We start from the raw sequence: 13,518 nt of genomic DNA, 5'->3' as shown, positions 1-13,518 counted from the left end.
GCCTTAGCCGTTAAACAGGGCGCGCGGCATAATATTGACCGTCTCATGCAGTTCCGACCACACGAGGACCGCCTCTCCGCGTTTCAGCTGCTGTTTTACATCGGCGACTTTATCGGCAAGTGAACGTTCATGTTCACCATAATCGGTGCCTTCGCGTAACACAAAGCTTTCAATCAGGTTATCCAGCGTTTCGGGATCCAGATCCTGCCAGGGAATAATCATACCGGAACCTCCAGCCAGCGGTTTAACCAGTCGGGAATACGTCTTTCCAGCCACATCTCCGGTTTACGCAGGGTGCCGCCGACGAAGCCGACGTGGCCGCCTTGTTCAGTCAATTGATACTCGACGTTCGCCGGCAGTTGCTCCTGCGGGGGAATGGAGTGGTGGTCCATAAACGGGTCGTCTTTCGCATGGATGATGAGCGTCGGCTTAGTGATATCGCTGAGCCGCGGCATGGCGCTGCATTGCCGGTAATAATCCAGCGCATCGGCGAAACCATGGATTTTGGCGGTGATCATGTCGTCAAATTCCCGGATGCGGCGCATCCCTTTGAGCTGGCGTAAATCGACGGGCAGCGAGCCAGGATACGCTTTCAACTTACGTGAGGCGTTGGCTTTTAACAGATTGAGCAGATAGCGCTGATAAACTCGCGAGAAGCCCTTATCCATATGATAGCTGCAGGCTTCCAGCATGAAAGGCGCGGAAACGATCACCGCCGCATCCAGCGGGCAGCGGTCGCCTTCTTCTGCCAGCAGGCAGCCCAGCATGTTGCCGCCCAGCGAATAGCCGACGGCGGCGGTCGGCGCGGGGCCAAACTCGCGCTGCAGCCAGTGGAGAAACCAGGTGCCATCTTCCGTTTCGCCGGAGTGATAGATGCGGTGATTGCGGTTAGGTTCGCCGCTGCAGCCGCGAAAGTGCATGACCACGCCCAGCCAGCCGCGCTGCATCGCCGCGTGGATCAGGCCATGGGCATACGGGCTGTGCAGACTTCCTTCCAGACCATGAAAGACGACGAGGCGCGGCTTGTGGCGCGCCTCGTGCGGGTCTTCGCTCCAGGCGAGATCGACAAAATCGCCGTCCGGCAGCTCAAGGCGCTGCCAGTGCGGGGTAAAGCGCAATTTACGGCGGATCAGCCGCGGCAGCATGGTTTGCAGATGACGATTGCCCACGCCGCGCATGGGATGGAACTCACGCGAATCGTTTTCGGGGGGCGTCATGTCTGTGGGGATGATTTCAACCATAGCACCAGAATAATTAATAAACGTGATGATGACTATACCGCGCAGGGCGCGCGGGAGTTAGCCAATATGTGGTCTTGTGGCCAATGACGCCCGGTGACACCGAAAACAAACCATTGATGTCATTGATGGCCTGAGCATGGGAATGGCAGAAACCCATTCTGCCCGCGCCGTCGCAGGCAGAATGATGAGGCGGCGTTAGCCTTCCTGAAGCATGCGCTCCAGCTGCTCTTGTGCCTCCAGCCAGGCCATTTCGCACTCTTCCAGCCCGGATTTCGCGCTGGCCTGCTGCTGCAGGCATTCAGTCAGTTCCGCTTTCCGCGAGGCGTCGTAGAGTTCGCTGTCGCCAAGTTTCTCTTCCGCACTGGCCAGCTGCGCGTTGAGCTTGTCCATCTCTTTTTCCAGACGGGCGATCTCTTTGCGCAGCGGTTGGGTCTGGCTGCGCAGCTCCGCTTCCCGACGCTTCTGGTCTTTGCGCGCTTGCGCGCTGTTGCCGCTCTCTTTTGGCGCGTCGCCGCTCTGGGACTCCTGTTTTTGCGAGTCGCTGAGCCACTGCTGATAATCGTCCAGATCGCCGTCGAACGGTTCGACTTTGCCATCGTGGACAAGGTACAGATCGTCGGTGGTGGAGCGGATCAGGTGGCGATCGTGCGATACGACTACCAGCGCCCCTTCAAAGTCGATCAGCGCTTCGGTTAAGGCCTGACGCATATCGAGGTCGAGATGGTTGGTCGGTTCGTCGAGCAGCAGCAGGTTAGGGCGCTGCCAGACGATCAGGGCCAGCACCAGACGCGCCTTTTCTCCACCGGAGAAGCGGCGGGTCTCTTCGCTGACCTTATCCCCCTGGAAACCAAAGCCGCCAAGATAATCACGCAGCTTCTGCTCCAGCTCCTGCGGCGCCAGGCGCGCCAGGTGCTGCAGCGGCGACTCATCGGCGCGCAGGAACTCCAGCTGATGCTGGGCGAAGTAGCCGAGCTTGATGCCTTTGGCGAGGCCGATCTCGCCGCTCACGGGCTGGAGTTCGCCAGCCAGCAGCTTAATCAGCGTCGATTTCCCTGCGCCGTTGCGGCCCAGCAGGCCGATACGCGACCCCGGCACCAGATTGAGCTTAATGGAGTCGAGGATAATACGCTCGCCATAGCCGGCGCTGACTTTCTCCATCTTCAGCAGCGGGTTTGGCAGGCTCTCCGGCTGGCGGAAGCTGAAGTGGAACGGGTTATCCACGTGCGCCGGGGCGATGAGTTCCATCCGCTCCAGCATTTTAATACGGCTCTGCGCCTGCTTGGCTTTGGTGGCTTTGGCGCGGAAGCGATCGATATAGCTTTGCAGATGCGCGACACGCTGCTGCTGGCTTTCGTACATCGCCTGCTGCTGAGCGAGCCGGGTGGCGCGCTGCACTTCAAACGAGCTGTAGTTGCCGGTGTACTCAAACATCGTCTGCTGTTCGATATGGATAATTTTGTCGACGATAGGATCGAGGAAATCGCGATCGTGGGAGATCAGGATCAGCGTCCCCGTGTAGCCCTTCAGCCACTTCTCCAGCCAGATCACCGCATCAAGGTCGAGGTGGTTAGTCGGTTCATCGAGCAGCAGCAGATCGGAGCGGCAGATCAGCGCCTGCGCGAGGTTTAGACGCATACGCCAGCCGCCGGAAAAATCGCTGACCGGCCGCTCGAGCTGTTCATTGCTGAAACCCAGGCCGTGCAGCAGGCTGGCGGCGCGGGAGCGGATGGTCCAGGCGTCGATGGCGTCCAGCTTGCCGTGGACGGTGGCGATGGCATGGCCGTCGTTGCGCTCGTTAGCCTGCTGGAGCGCGGCTTCCAGCTGGCGATATTCGCGATCGCCGTCAATGACATAATCGATTGCTGGCTGCGGCAGGGCCGGGGTTTCCTGATTCACCCAGGCCAGCTGCCAGTTGCCGGGAAAGGTCATACTGCCGCCGTCAGCGCTTATCTCGTTTTTCAAAAGCGATAGCAGCGTCGATTTCCCGCAGCCGTTTTTCCCCACCAGACCGACCTTCTGGCCAGGGTTGATGGTAGCGGTGGCGTTGTCCAGCAGGACGCGAACGCCGCGACGAATTTGTAACGAGGAGAAAACAATCATAAGGCGCCGTATGTTCAGACTATGTTAATTTGTCATTATGATAATGTAGTGTGGAAGCGAATCGCTTCACCGGGCCGCCATGGTAGCCCAAAACGAAGACGATACACAAAGTCATTCTGGCTGTGTCAAAACGCCAGGGCTGTGCAGGCCGCCAGAAGACCTACGGGAGGGGAATGATGTCTCAGACAGCGAAAGTGTTGCTGCTGTATGCCCACCCAGAATCTCAGGATTCCGTGGCCAACCGGGTTTTATTACAACCGGCCTTACAGTTGCCAAACGTCACCGTGCACGATCTCTACGCGCACTATCCGGATTTTTTTATCGATATTGCTCACGAACAGGACCTGCTGCGCCAGCATGAGGTGATCGTTTTCCAGCATCCTTTATATACCTGGAGCTGTCCGGCGCTGCTCAAGGAGTGGCTGGATCGTGTCTTAAGCCGCGGCTTCGCCAGCGGCGCCGGAGGGAACGAACTGGCGGGAAAGTACTGGCGCAGCGTGATCACCACCGGCGAACCTGAGAGCGCCTACCGTCGCGATGCGAATCGCTATCCAATGAACGATATTTTACGTCCTTTTGAACTGACCGCCGGCATGTGCCGTATGCACTGGATGAGCCCCATTATCGTCTACTGGGCCCGGCGGCAACAGCCAGAGGAGCTACGCAGCCGCGCCCTGGCCTATCGGGACTGGCTGGCCAACCCCCTTGCCGCCGGAGGTGTCCATGGCGGGATTTGATTTGCTGCTGGCGGGGGTGCTGTTTTTGTTCGCGGCCGTTATCGCCGTCCCTCTGGCTTCAAGACTGGGAATTGGCGCGGTGCTGGGCTATCTGCTGGCCGGGATCGCCATTGGTCCGTGGGGGCTCGGGTTTATCAGCGATGTGGATGAAATTCTCCATTTCTCTGAACTCGGCGTGGTGTTTCTGATGTTTATCATCGGCCTGGAGCTCAATCCCGCCAAGCTATGGCGGCTGCGAAGCTCCATCTTCGGCGTTGGCGCGGCGCAGGTGATGCTCAGCGCGGCGATCCTCGGCGGTCTGTTGATGACGACAGGATTTTCATGGCAGGCGGCGGTGGTCGGCGGGATCGGCCTGGCGATGTCCTCTACCGCGATGGCACTGCAGCTGATGCGCGAGAAGGGAATGAGCCGCAGCGAATCAGGGCAGTTAGGCTTTTCGGTCCTGCTGTTTCAGGATCTGGCGGTGATCCCGGCGCTGGCGCTGGTGCCTCTGCTGGCGGGTTCCGCGGATGAGCATGTGAACTGGCTAACGGTCGGCATGAAGGTCCTGGCGTTTGCCGGAATGCTGATTGGCGGACGCTATTTACTGCGGCCGGTGTTCCGCTTTATCGCCAGCTCCGGGGTCAGGGAAGTGTTCACTGCCGCCACGCTGCTGCTGGTCCTTGGATCCGCCCTGTTTATGGAGGCGCTGGGGCTGTCGATGGCGCTAGGTACCTTTATCGCCGGCGTGCTGCTGGCGGAAAGTGAGTATCGCCATGAACTGGAGATCGCCATCGATCCGTTCAAGGGGCTGCTGCTTGGGTTGTTCTTTATCTCCGTCGGTATGGCGCTGAACCTTGGCGTGCTGTACACCCATCTGCTGTGGGTGGCGGTGAGCGTGGCGGTGCTGGTGGCGGTAAAAATGCTGGTGCTCTATCTGCTGGCCCGTCTCTATGGCCTGCGGAGTTCCGAGCGTATGCAGTTTGCGGGCGTATTAAGCCAGGGCGGCGAGTTCGCGTTTGTTCTCTTTTCGCTGCCCGCTTCTCAGCGGTTGTTCCAGCACGACCAGATGGCGCTGCTGCTGGTGGCCGTCACCTTGTCGATGATGACCACGCCGCTGCTGATGAAAGGGATCGATAAGATACTGTCGCGACGCCTGAATCCAGCAGAGGATACCGATGAGGCGCCGTGGGTAGAGGACGATAAACCGCAGGTGATTATTGTTGGCTTTGGCCGTTTCGGCCAGGTCATCGGTCGCCTGCTGATGGCCAATAAGATGCGTATTACGGTGCTGGAGCGAGACATCAGCGCGGTGAATCTGATGCGCAACTATGGCTATAAAGTCTATTTTGGCGATGCCACCCAGCTGGAACTGCTGCGCTCGGCGGGGGCGGAGGAGGCGCAGTCGATCGTCATTACCTGTAATGAGCCGGAAGACACCATGCGGCTGGTGGAGATGTGTCAACAACACTTTCCACATCTGCACATCCTGGCGCGCGCTCGCGGGCGCGTCGAGGCGCATGAGCTTCTGCAGGCCGGCGTGACGCAGTTTTCCCGTGAGACTTTCTCCAGCGCGCTGGAGCTGGGGCGTAAAGCGCTCATCACCCTCGGGATGCATCCTCACCAGGCCCAGCGCGCGCAGCTGCACTTCCGACGCCTCGATATGCGAATGCTGCGTGAGTTAATGCCGGTGCATACTGATACGGTACAGATATCACGCGTGCGGGAAGCCCGGCGCGAACTGGAAGAGATTTTTCAGCGCGAAATGCAGAAAGAGAGCCGGCAGCTGGACGGCTGGGACGAGTTTGAATAAAGGTAAATCATATGGCAGTACGTAAACGTTTTATTGCCGGGGCGAAATGTCCGGCGTGCCAGGCGCAGGATTCACTGGCGATGTGGCGTGAAAATAATGTCGATGTTGTTGAATGCGTTAAGTGCGGTCATCAGATGCGTGAGGCGGATAAAGAGGCCCGTGAGCATGTACGCAAAGAGGAGCAGGTGATTGGCATTTTTCATCCCGACTAGCGTTATCCGTCGGCTTTTTTTAAGCTAAAGGGTACACGGCAGCAGAATTCCGCTACAATCTGCGCCACTATTCTTCCCATCTCAGGAGATATCATGAAAGTAGCAAAAGACCTGGTGGTCAGCCTGGCCTATCAGGTACGTACAGAAGACGGTGTGTTGGTTGATGAGTCTCCGGTAAGCGCGCCGCTGGATTACCTGCACGGTCACGGCTCCCTGATTTCCGGCCTGGAAAACGCGCTGGATGGCCACGAAGTGGGCGACAAATTTGACGTAGCCGTTGGCGCTAACGACGCTTACGGTCAGTATGACGAAAACCTGGTGCAGCGTGTACCGAAAGACGTCTTCATGGGCGTTGATGAACTGCAGGTTGGCATGCGCTTCCTGGCGGAAACCGATCAGGGTCCGGTACCAGTAGAGATTACTGAAGTTGAAGACGACCACGTGGTGGTTGATGGCAACCACATGCTGGCAGGTCAGAACCTGAAGTTCAATGTGGAAGTTGTCGCCATCCGCGAAGCGACCGCTGAAGAGCTGGAGCACGGTCACGTGCACGGCGCGCATGGTCATGATCACGACCACGATCATGGTCACGATGGCTGCTGCGGCGGTCACGGTCACGACCACGATCATGGCCACGACCATGGTAAAGGCGGCTGCGGCGGCCACGGTGGCTGCGGTTGCCACTAATCTTCGCGCTTCGGCGCGAAGACAACAAAAAAGCGGGGAGACCCGCTTTTTTTACGCCTCAATAATGCGGCGGCGGCGTCTCTTCGGCCTGGGAGGCGATATGGGAGGGTTGGGTCGCCTTCAGCTTCTCGATCATCAGACGCATATGCTCGCGCATCTTCGCCATCTCAATCTCGTGGGCGGTCACGGTTTTATTGAGGTCTTCGATGGTGATTTCCTGAAACGCCAGCCGGCTTTCCAGCTCCGCAAGGCGCGTTTCTAATGTGCTATCGTGCATGGGTAACCTCTTTAGTCTGATCCTGCGGGCGGATTCTACTTAAGTTTCCCCCGGCGCGCAGCATCGCTGCGTCCTACAGGAAACTTATTCATACAAAAATAGTCCTAAAAGTGGCGATATTCAGGAACGTCCGTATGTAGATTTTAACGGCGACGTTCTATAGTACGTTTTTTGCTTTTTACGATAACCCTGGGGTGAGAGGCCCCGGCCCTGGAGAAATGGATGAAATCACTGTTTAAAGTAACGCTGCTGGCGACCACAATGGCCGTCGCCCTGAATGCACCGCTGACCTTTGCTGCAGATACCGCGGCGAAAGCAGCCCCGGCGGCTGAGAGTAAATCGGCATTTAAAAATGACGATCAGAAATCGGCCTATGCGCTGGGCGCGTCCCTGGGGCGTTACATGGAAAACTCCCTGAAAGAACAAGAAAAACTCGGCATTAAGCTGGATAAAGCCCAGCTGATCGCCGGCGTACAAGACGCGTTTGCCGATAAGAGCAAACTGTCCGACCAGGAGATCGAACAGACTCTGCAGGCCTTTGAAACGCGCGTGAAGACCGCGGCTCAGCAGAAAATGGAAAAAGACGCCACTGAGAACGAAACCAAAGGTAAAGCTTTCCGTGACAGCTTTGCCAAAGAGAAGGGCGTGAAAACGTCGAAAACTGGCCTGCTGTATAAAGTCGAGAAAGAAGGCACTGGCGATGCGCCGAAAGACAGCGACACCGTGGTGGTTAACTACAAAGGTACGCTGATCGACGGCAAAGAGTTTGATAACTCTTATACCCGCGGCGAGCCGCTCTCTTTCCGTCTCGACGGGGTGATCCCGGGCTGGACTGAAGGCCTGAAGAACATCAAGAAAGGCGGCAAAATCAAGCTGGTCATTCCGCCAGATCTGGCCTACGGCAAAACCGGCGTCCCGGGCATCCCGGCCAACTCTACGCTGGTCTTTGATGTAGAGCTGCTGGATATCAAACCGGCGCCGAAGGCAGATGCTCAGCCGGAAGCCGCTGGCGATGCGAAAGCCGCGGACGCGAAAGCTGACGCTAAGAAGTAATCGGGTTCAGGCCGCCGTCTCGTCAGAGGCGGCGGCTTTTTTATTGAGCGCAGATATAATTAAAACTGGAAAGATCCTCAGGCGCTGTATTACTTTAGATAGCTTAATAATGATGATGAGCCTGCCCTGACAATAACGACAGGCTCCTGAAAAGGAGTGCTTTTTTTCATGTCCAGGTCGCTTTTAACCAACGAAACCAGCGAGCTTGACCTGCTGGATCAACGTCCCTTTGACCAGACCGATTTCGATATTCTTAAATCTTATGAAGCGGTGGTGGACGGGTTGGCGATGCTCATCGGTTCGCACTGTGAAATCGTGCTGCATTCTTTGCAGGATCTGAAATGCTCTGCCATCCGTATCGCCAATGGTGAACATACCGGCCGCCAAATCGGTTCACCGATTACCGATCTTGCGCTGCGCATGCTGCACGATATGACGGGCGCCGATAGCAGCGTTTCCAAATGCTACTTTACCCGCGCCAAAAGCGGCGTCCTGATGAAGTCGGTGACGATTGCCATCCGCAACCGCGATCACCGGGTGATTGGTCTGCTGTGCATCAATATGAATCTGGATGTGCCGTTTTCCCAGATCATGAGCACCTTTATTCCGCCAGAAACGCCCGAGGTTAACTCGCCGGTGAACTTTGCTTCCTCGGTTGACGATCTGGTCGCCCAGACTCTGGAATTCACCATCGAAGAGGTGAATGCCGATCGCAGCGTGTCCAACAATGCTAAAAACCGTCAAATCGTGCTGAATCTCTACGAGAAAGGGATCTTCGATATTAAAGACGCCATTAACCAGGTGGCCGATCGTCTGAACATCTCCAAGCACACCGTCTACCTCTATATTCGCCAGTTCAAAAGCGGCGATTTCCAGGGGCTGGATAAGTAATGCGTTTTGCCCTCACGGTGACCGGCCCTGCCTATGGAACGCAGCAGGCGAGCAGCGCCTGGCAATTTGCTCAGGCCGTGCTGCAGGAAGGCCATGAGCTGGCGTGCGTTTTTTTCTATCGCGAAGGCGTGCTTAACGCTAACCAGCTGACGGCGCCCGCCAGCGATGAGTTCGATCTGGTGCGCGGGTGGCAATCCCTCCACGATGAGCACGGCGTCGCGCTGCATATCTGCGTGGCGGCCGCCCTGCGTCGTGGCGTAACGGACGAGCGCGAAGCGCAGCAGCTCGCTCTGCCTGGCCATAATCTGCAGCCGGGTTTTACGTTGAGCGGACTTGGCGCGCTGGCGGAAGCGGCGCTTACTTGCGATCGGATGGTACAGTTTTGATGAAACGTGTGGCTTTCGTTTTTTCCTCCGCGCCGCACGGCAGCGCCGCCGGCAGGGAAGGCCTCGACGCCTTATTAGCCACCTCTGCCCTCACCGACGAGATTGGCGTATTTTTCGTGGGCGACGGCGTGTTTCAGCTGTTGCCCGCCCAGCGGCCTGGCGCTGTGCTGGCCCGCGATTACATCGCCACCTTTAAACTGCTGTCGCTATATGATATCGACCAGTGTTGGCTGTGCGCCGAGTCGTCGCGAGAGCGCGGCCTGGACCCCGCGACCCCGTGGGTGGTGGATGTCGAATGCCTGGCGCCGGATGCCCTGCGCGCCCGTCTGCATGAATTTGATGTGATTTTGCGTTTCTGAGGCCCCCATGCTCCATACGCTCAGTGTTTCTCCCTGGCATGCCGATATCGCAGCAATGCTTCGCTTGATGGAGCAGGGTGACGATCTGTTACTGCTGTCTGATGGCGTCGCGGCGGCTATCGCCGGCGGTCGCTTCCTTGAGATCCTGCAATCCGCCCCCATAACCCTTTACGTGCTGCAAGACGACGTTGACGCCCGCGGGCTAACTGGTCAAATTGCGGACAGTGTCGGCAGGGTTAGCTATACTGATTTCGTCAGACTCACAGTCAAACATGCCGGTCAGTTGGCCTGGTGATGGCGGGATCGTTGTATATTTCTTGACACCTTTTCGGCACCGCCCTAAAATTCTGCGTCCTCATAATATATGAGGCGATTTATTACGTGTTTACGAAGCAAAAGCTAAAACCAGGAGCTATTTAATGGCAACAATTAACCAGCTGGTACGCAAACCACGCGCGCGCAAAGTTGCAAAGAGCAACGTGCCAGCGCTGGAAGCCTGCCCGCAGAAACGTGGCGTATGTACTCGCGTATATACCACCACTCCTAAGAAACCGAACTCCGCACTGCGTAAAGTTTGCCGTGTGCGTCTGACTAACGGTTTCGAAGTCACCTCCTACATCGGTGGTGAAGGTCACAACCTGCAGGAGCACTCCGTGATCCTGATCCGTGGCGGTCGTGTTAAAGACCTTCCGGGTGTTCGTTACCACACCGTTCGTGGTGCGCTTGACTGCTCCGGCGTTAAAGACCGTAAGCAGGCTCGCTCCAAGTACGGCGTGAAGCGTCCTAAGGCTTAATGGTTCTCCGTTAAGTAAGGCCAAACTGATTTATCTTAATGTCATACTAAACTCTTAGAGTTTTGGACAATCCTGAATTAACAACGGAGTATTTCCATGCCACGTCGTCGCGTCATTGGTCAGCGTAAAATTCTGCCGGATCCGAAGTTCGGATCAGAACTGCTGGCTAAATTTGTCAATATCCTGATGGTAGATGGTAAAAAATCTACTGCAGAAACTATCGTATACAGCGCGCTGGAGACCCTGGCTCAGCGTTCTGGTAAATCTGAACTGGAAGCCTTCGAAGTTGCGCTCGAAAACGTGCGCCCGACTGTCGAAGTTAAGTCCCGCCGCGTAGGTGGTTCTACTTATCAGGTTCCAGTTGAAGTTCGTCCGGTCCGTCGTAATGCCCTGGCAATGCGTTGGATCGTTGAAGCTGCTCGTAAACGCGGTGATAAATCCATGGCTCTGCGCCTGGCGAACGAACTCACTGATGCTGCAGACAACAAAGGTACTGCAGTTAAGAAACGTGAAGACGTTCACCGTATGGCCGAAGCCAACAAGGCGTTCGCTCACTACCGTTGGTAATCCCTTCGGAGTCATAGTCACCAGGCGGGCGCTTCAGATGAGTCGCCCGCTCTGGATAACTTAACTGAACGCCTAAAGAAATAAACGAGGAATCAAATGGCTCGTACAACACCCATCGCACGCTACCGTAACATCGGTATCAGTGCGCACATCGACGCCGGTAAAACCACTACTACCGAACGTATTCTGTTCTACACCGGTGTAAACCACAAAATCGGTGAAGTTCATGACGGCGCCGCTACCATGGACTGGATGGAGCAGGAGCAGGAACGTGGTATCACCATCACTTCCGCTGCGACTACTGCATTCTGGTCTGGTATGGCTAAGCAGTATGAACCGCACCGTGTAAACATCATCGACACCCCGGGGCACGTTGACTTCACTATCGAAGTAGAACGTTCCATGCGTGTTCTTGATGGTGCGGTAATGGTTTACTGCGCAGTTGGTGGTGTTCAGCCGCAGTCTGAAACCGTATGGCGTCAGGCAAACAAATATAAAGTTCCGCGCATCGCGTTCGTTAACAAAATGGACCGCATGGGCGCTAACTTCCTGAAAGTTGTTGGTCAGATCAAAACCCGTCTGGGCGCGAACCCGGTTCCGCTGCAGCTGGCAATTGGTGCTGAAGAAGGTTTCACCGGCGTTGTTGACCTGGTGAAAATGAAAGCCATCAACTGGAACGATGCAGACCAGGGCGTAACCTTCGAATACGAAGATATCCCGGCTGACATGCAGGATCTGGCTGACGAATGGCACCAGAACCTGATCGAGTCCGCAGCTGAAGCTTCTGAAGAGCTGATGGAAAAATACCTGGGTGGTGAAGAACTGACTGAAGAAGAGATCAAAAAAGCTCTGCGTCAGCGCGTTCTGAACAACGAAATCATCCTGGTAACCTGTGGTTCTGCGTTCAAGAACAAAGGTGTTCAGGCGATGCTGGATGCGGTAATTGACTACCTGCCATCCCCTGTTGACGTTCCGGCGATCAACGGCATCCTGGACGACGGTAAAGATACTCCGGCTGAGCGTCACGCAAGCGACGACGAGCCGTTCTCTGCACTGGCGTTCAAAATCGCTACTGACCCGTTCGTGGGCAACCTGACCTTCTTCCGCGTGTACTCCGGTGTGGTTAACTCTGGTGATACCGTACTGAACTCCGTGAAAGCTGCACGTGAGCGTTTCGGTCGTATCGTACAGATGCACGCTAACAAACGTGAAGAGATCAAAGAAGTTCGCGCGGGCGACATCGCTGCTGCAATCGGTCTGAAAGACGTAACTACTGGTGACACCCTGTGTAACCCGGATGCGCCGATCATTCTGGAGCGTATGGAATTCCCTGAGCCGGTAATCTCCATCGCCGTTGAGCCGAAAACCAAAGCTGACCAGGAAAAAATGGGTCTGGCTCTGGGTCGTCTGGCTAAAGAAGACCCGTCTTTCCGCGTATGGACTGACGAAGAGTCTAACCAGACCATTATCGCCGGTATGGGTGAGCTGCACCTCGACATCATCGTTGACCGTATGAAGCGTGAATTCAACGTTGAAGCGAACGTCGGTAAACCTCAGGTTGCTTACCGTGAAGCAATTCGCGCGAAAGTTACCGATATCGAAGGTAAACACGCCAAGCAGTCTGGTGGTCGTGGTCAGTACGGTCACGTTGTGATCGACATGTACCCGCTGGAGCCGGGCTCTAACCCGAAAGGTTACGAGTTCATCAACGACATCAAAGGTGGTGTAATTCCTGGCGAATACATCCCGGCCGTTGATAAAGGCATCCAGGAACAGCTGAAAGCTGGTCCGCTGGCAGGTTACCCGGTAGTTGATATGGGTATCCGTCTGCACTTCGGTTCTTACCACGACGTTGACTCCTCTGAGCTGGCGTTTAAACTGGCTGCGTCTATTGCCTTTAAAGAAGGCTTTAAGAAAGCAAAACCAGTTCTGCTTGAGCCGATCATGAAGGTTGAAGTAGAAACTCCGGAAGAGAACACTGGTGACGTTATCGGTGACTTGAGCCGTCGTCGCGGTATGCTGCGCGGTCAGGAATCCGAAGTAACCGGCGTTAAGATCCACGCTGAAGTACCGCTGTCCGAAATGTTCGGTTATGCAACTCAGCTGCGTTCTCTGACCAAAGGTCGTGCATCATACACCATGGAATTCCTGAAGTATGATGATGCGCCGAACAACGTTGCTCAGGCCGTTATTGAAGCCCGTGGTAAATAATCCACAGGATTAAAACCTAAGTCCCGTGCTCTCTCCGAAGGGGAGAGCACTATAGTAAGGAATATAGCCGTGTCTAAAGAAAAATTTGAACGTACAAAACCGCACGTCAACGTTGGTACTATCGGCCACGTTGACCATGGTAAAACTACCCTGACTGCTGCCATCACTACCGTACTGGCTAAAACCTACGGTGGTTCCGCTCGCGCATTCG

General features: G+C 55.9%; 17 protein-coding genes. 13 read left to right on the top strand and 4 right to left on the bottom strand.

All coding sequences use genetic code 11. From position 1 onward, the window contains the following. Nucleotides 1-3 precede the first annotated feature (3 nt). The 3 genes from ABLU95_RS09580 to ABLU95_RS09570 form a co-directional block, all read right to left on the bottom strand. Entirely contained in the window at nt 4-222 is a 219-nt protein-coding gene (locus ABLU95_RS09580; RefSeq protein ID WP_002920151.1) for a YheU family protein, read from the bottom strand. After that, nucleotides 219-1,217, bottom strand: coding sequence for a hydrolase (locus tag ABLU95_RS09575; protein ID WP_170927823.1), 999 nt, complete (start codon nt 1,215-1,217; stop codon nt 219-221). Before ABLU95_RS09575 ends, ABLU95_RS09580 begins: the two co-directional genes overlap by 4 nt. A gap of 219 nt (nt 1,218-1,436) precedes the next feature. Then, the gene (locus ABLU95_RS09570; RefSeq protein WP_023291178.1) at nt 1,437-3,341 is read right to left on the bottom strand and encodes an ABC transporter ATP-binding protein; all 1,905 of its coding nucleotides are present in this window, start codon (nt 3,339-3,341) and stop codon (nt 1,437-1,439) included. A 173-nt stretch (nt 3,342-3,514) separates the two neighbouring features. Here ABLU95_RS09570 and kefG point away from each other — a divergent pair, with 173 nt between their 5' ends. The 4 genes from kefG to slyD all read left to right on the top strand — a co-directional run bounded on the left by kefG (nt 3,515) and on the right by slyD (nt 6,769). Then, nucleotides 3,515-4,078, top strand: coding sequence for a glutathione-regulated potassium-efflux system ancillary protein KefG (gene kefG, locus ABLU95_RS09565; protein ID WP_004202208.1), 564 nt, complete (start codon nt 3,515-3,517; stop codon nt 4,076-4,078). Beyond that, nucleotides 4,065-5,870, top strand: a complete 1,806-nt coding sequence (gene kefB / locus ABLU95_RS09560; RefSeq protein WP_004202210.1) for a glutathione-regulated potassium-efflux system protein KefB — start codon at nt 4,065-4,067, stop codon at nt 5,868-5,870. The genes kefG and kefB overlap by 14 nt, the downstream gene beginning before the upstream one ends. Nucleotides 5,871-5,881: 11 nt before the next feature. Beyond that, a complete protein-coding gene (locus ABLU95_RS09555) occupies nt 5,882-6,082 on the top strand; it encodes a YheV family putative zinc ribbon protein (protein ID WP_002920143.1) in 201 nt (66 codons plus the stop codon). Nucleotides 6,083-6,175: 93 nt separating this feature from the next. Then, nucleotides 6,176-6,769, top strand: a complete 594-nt coding sequence (gene slyD, locus ABLU95_RS09550) for a peptidylprolyl isomerase (protein ID WP_004202213.1) — start codon at nt 6,176-6,178, stop codon at nt 6,767-6,769. A 58-nt stretch (nt 6,770-6,827) separates the two neighbouring features. On the opposite strand, the gene ABLU95_RS09545 is transcribed toward slyD, so the two are convergent. Next, a complete protein-coding gene (locus ABLU95_RS09545) occupies nt 6,828-7,046 on the bottom strand; it encodes a protein SlyX (protein ID WP_002920136.1) in 219 nt (72 codons plus the stop codon). 222 nt (nt 7,047-7,268) lie between these two features. Between ABLU95_RS09545 and fkpA the strand changes: the two genes are divergently transcribed. From fkpA to ABLU95_RS09500, 9 genes are all read left to right on the top strand, one after another. Next, nucleotides 7,269-8,099 carry an FKBP-type peptidyl-prolyl cis-trans isomerase gene (fkpA, locus tag ABLU95_RS09540; protein ID WP_004202215.1) on the top strand — a complete coding sequence of 277 codons (831 nt, stop codon included), beginning with the start codon at nt 7,269-7,271 and terminating at the stop codon, nt 8,097-8,099. Nucleotides 8,100-8,267: 168 nt separating this feature from the next. Then, nucleotides 8,268-8,990: a transcriptional regulator gene (locus tag ABLU95_RS09535; RefSeq protein ID WP_002920130.1), complete on the top strand. Its 723-nt coding sequence runs from the start codon at nt 8,268-8,270 to the stop codon at nt 8,988-8,990. Beyond that, the gene (gene tusD, locus ABLU95_RS09530; protein ID WP_002920128.1) at nt 8,990-9,376 is read left to right on the top strand and encodes a sulfurtransferase complex subunit TusD; all 387 of its coding nucleotides are present in this window, start codon (nt 8,990-8,992) and stop codon (nt 9,374-9,376) included. Before ABLU95_RS09535 ends, tusD begins: the two co-directional genes overlap by 1 nt. After that, on the top strand, nt 9,376-9,735 hold the full coding sequence (gene tusC, locus ABLU95_RS09525; protein WP_086075530.1) for a sulfurtransferase complex subunit TusC: 360 nt from the start codon (nt 9,376-9,378) through the stop codon (nt 9,733-9,735). The genes tusD and tusC overlap by 1 nt, the downstream gene beginning before the upstream one ends. Nucleotides 9,736-9,742: 7 nt before the next feature. Beyond that, complete coding sequence (gene tusB / locus ABLU95_RS09520) at nt 9,743-10,030, top strand: sulfurtransferase complex subunit TusB (RefSeq protein ID WP_004202221.1); 288 nt, start codon at nt 9,743-9,745, stop codon at nt 10,028-10,030. 124 nt (nt 10,031-10,154) lie between these two features. Continuing rightward, a complete protein-coding gene (gene rpsL / locus ABLU95_RS09515; protein ID WP_002920115.1) occupies nt 10,155-10,529 on the top strand; it encodes a 30S ribosomal protein S12 in 375 nt (124 codons plus the stop codon). Nucleotides 10,530-10,625: 96 nt separating this feature from the next. Next, a complete protein-coding gene (gene rpsG / locus ABLU95_RS09510) occupies nt 10,626-11,096 on the top strand; it encodes a 30S ribosomal protein S7 (protein WP_002920113.1) in 471 nt (156 codons plus the stop codon). A 96-nt stretch (nt 11,097-11,192) separates the two neighbouring features. Further along, the gene (fusA, locus tag ABLU95_RS09505) at nt 11,193-13,307 is read left to right on the top strand and encodes an elongation factor G (RefSeq protein ID WP_023291175.1); all 2,115 of its coding nucleotides are present in this window, start codon (nt 11,193-11,195) and stop codon (nt 13,305-13,307) included. Between the two features lie 69 nt (nt 13,308-13,376). Further along, nucleotides 13,377-13,518, top strand: a 142-nt coding sequence (locus ABLU95_RS09500) for a GTP-binding protein (protein ID WP_074437493.1), incomplete at its 3' end; no start/stop codon positions are given.

Source organism: Klebsiella sp. GG_Kp146 (assembly GCF_040061975.1).
GTDB lineage: Bacteria > Pseudomonadota > Gammaproteobacteria > Enterobacterales > Enterobacteriaceae > Klebsiella > Klebsiella quasipneumoniae.
The sequence above is the reverse complement of the archived record's forward strand: the minus strand, read 5'-3'. Positions and strand labels throughout refer to the sequence as shown.

Excerpts from the sequence above, each read along its gene's own strand:
- tusD (WP_002920128.1), top strand. The coding sequence starts at position 8,990 with ATGCGTTTTGCCCTCACGGTGACCGGCCCTGCCTATGGAACGCAGCAG.
- ABLU95_RS09575 (WP_170927823.1), bottom strand. The coding sequence starts at position 1,217 with ATGACGCCCCCCGAAAACGATTCGCGTGAGTTCCATCCCATGCGCGGC.
- ABLU95_RS09555 (WP_002920143.1), top strand. The coding sequence starts at position 5,882 with ATGGCAGTACGTAAACGTTTTATTGCCGGGGCGAAATGTCCGGCGTGC.
- tusC (WP_086075530.1), top strand. The coding sequence starts at position 9,376 with ATGAAACGTGTGGCTTTCGTTTTTTCCTCCGCGCCGCACGGCAGCGCC.
- ABLU95_RS09570 (WP_023291178.1), bottom strand. The coding sequence starts at position 3,341 with ATGATTGTTTTCTCCTCGTTACAAATTCGTCGCGGCGTTCGCGTCCTG.
- ABLU95_RS09545 (WP_002920136.1), bottom strand. The coding sequence starts at position 7,046 with ATGCACGATAGCACATTAGAAACGCGCCTTGCGGAGCTGGAAAGCCGG.
- ABLU95_RS09535 (WP_002920130.1), top strand. The coding sequence starts at position 8,268 with ATGTCCAGGTCGCTTTTAACCAACGAAACCAGCGAGCTTGACCTGCTG.
- rpsG (WP_002920113.1), top strand. The coding sequence starts at position 10,626 with ATGCCACGTCGTCGCGTCATTGGTCAGCGTAAAATTCTGCCGGATCCG.
- rpsL (WP_002920115.1), top strand. The coding sequence starts at position 10,155 with ATGGCAACAATTAACCAGCTGGTACGCAAACCACGCGCGCGCAAAGTT.
- fkpA (WP_004202215.1), top strand. The coding sequence starts at position 7,269 with ATGAAATCACTGTTTAAAGTAACGCTGCTGGCGACCACAATGGCCGTC.
- slyD (WP_004202213.1), top strand. The coding sequence starts at position 6,176 with ATGAAAGTAGCAAAAGACCTGGTGGTCAGCCTGGCCTATCAGGTACGT.
- kefG (WP_004202208.1), top strand. The coding sequence starts at position 3,515 with ATGATGTCTCAGACAGCGAAAGTGTTGCTGCTGTATGCCCACCCAGAA.
- tusB (WP_004202221.1), top strand. The coding sequence starts at position 9,743 with ATGCTCCATACGCTCAGTGTTTCTCCCTGGCATGCCGATATCGCAGCA.
- fusA (WP_023291175.1), top strand. The coding sequence starts at position 11,193 with ATGGCTCGTACAACACCCATCGCACGCTACCGTAACATCGGTATCAGT.
- kefB (WP_004202210.1), top strand. The coding sequence starts at position 4,065 with ATGGCGGGATTTGATTTGCTGCTGGCGGGGGTGCTGTTTTTGTTCGCG.
- ABLU95_RS09580 (WP_002920151.1), bottom strand. The coding sequence starts at position 222 with ATGATTATTCCCTGGCAGGATCTGGATCCCGAAACGCTGGATAACCTG.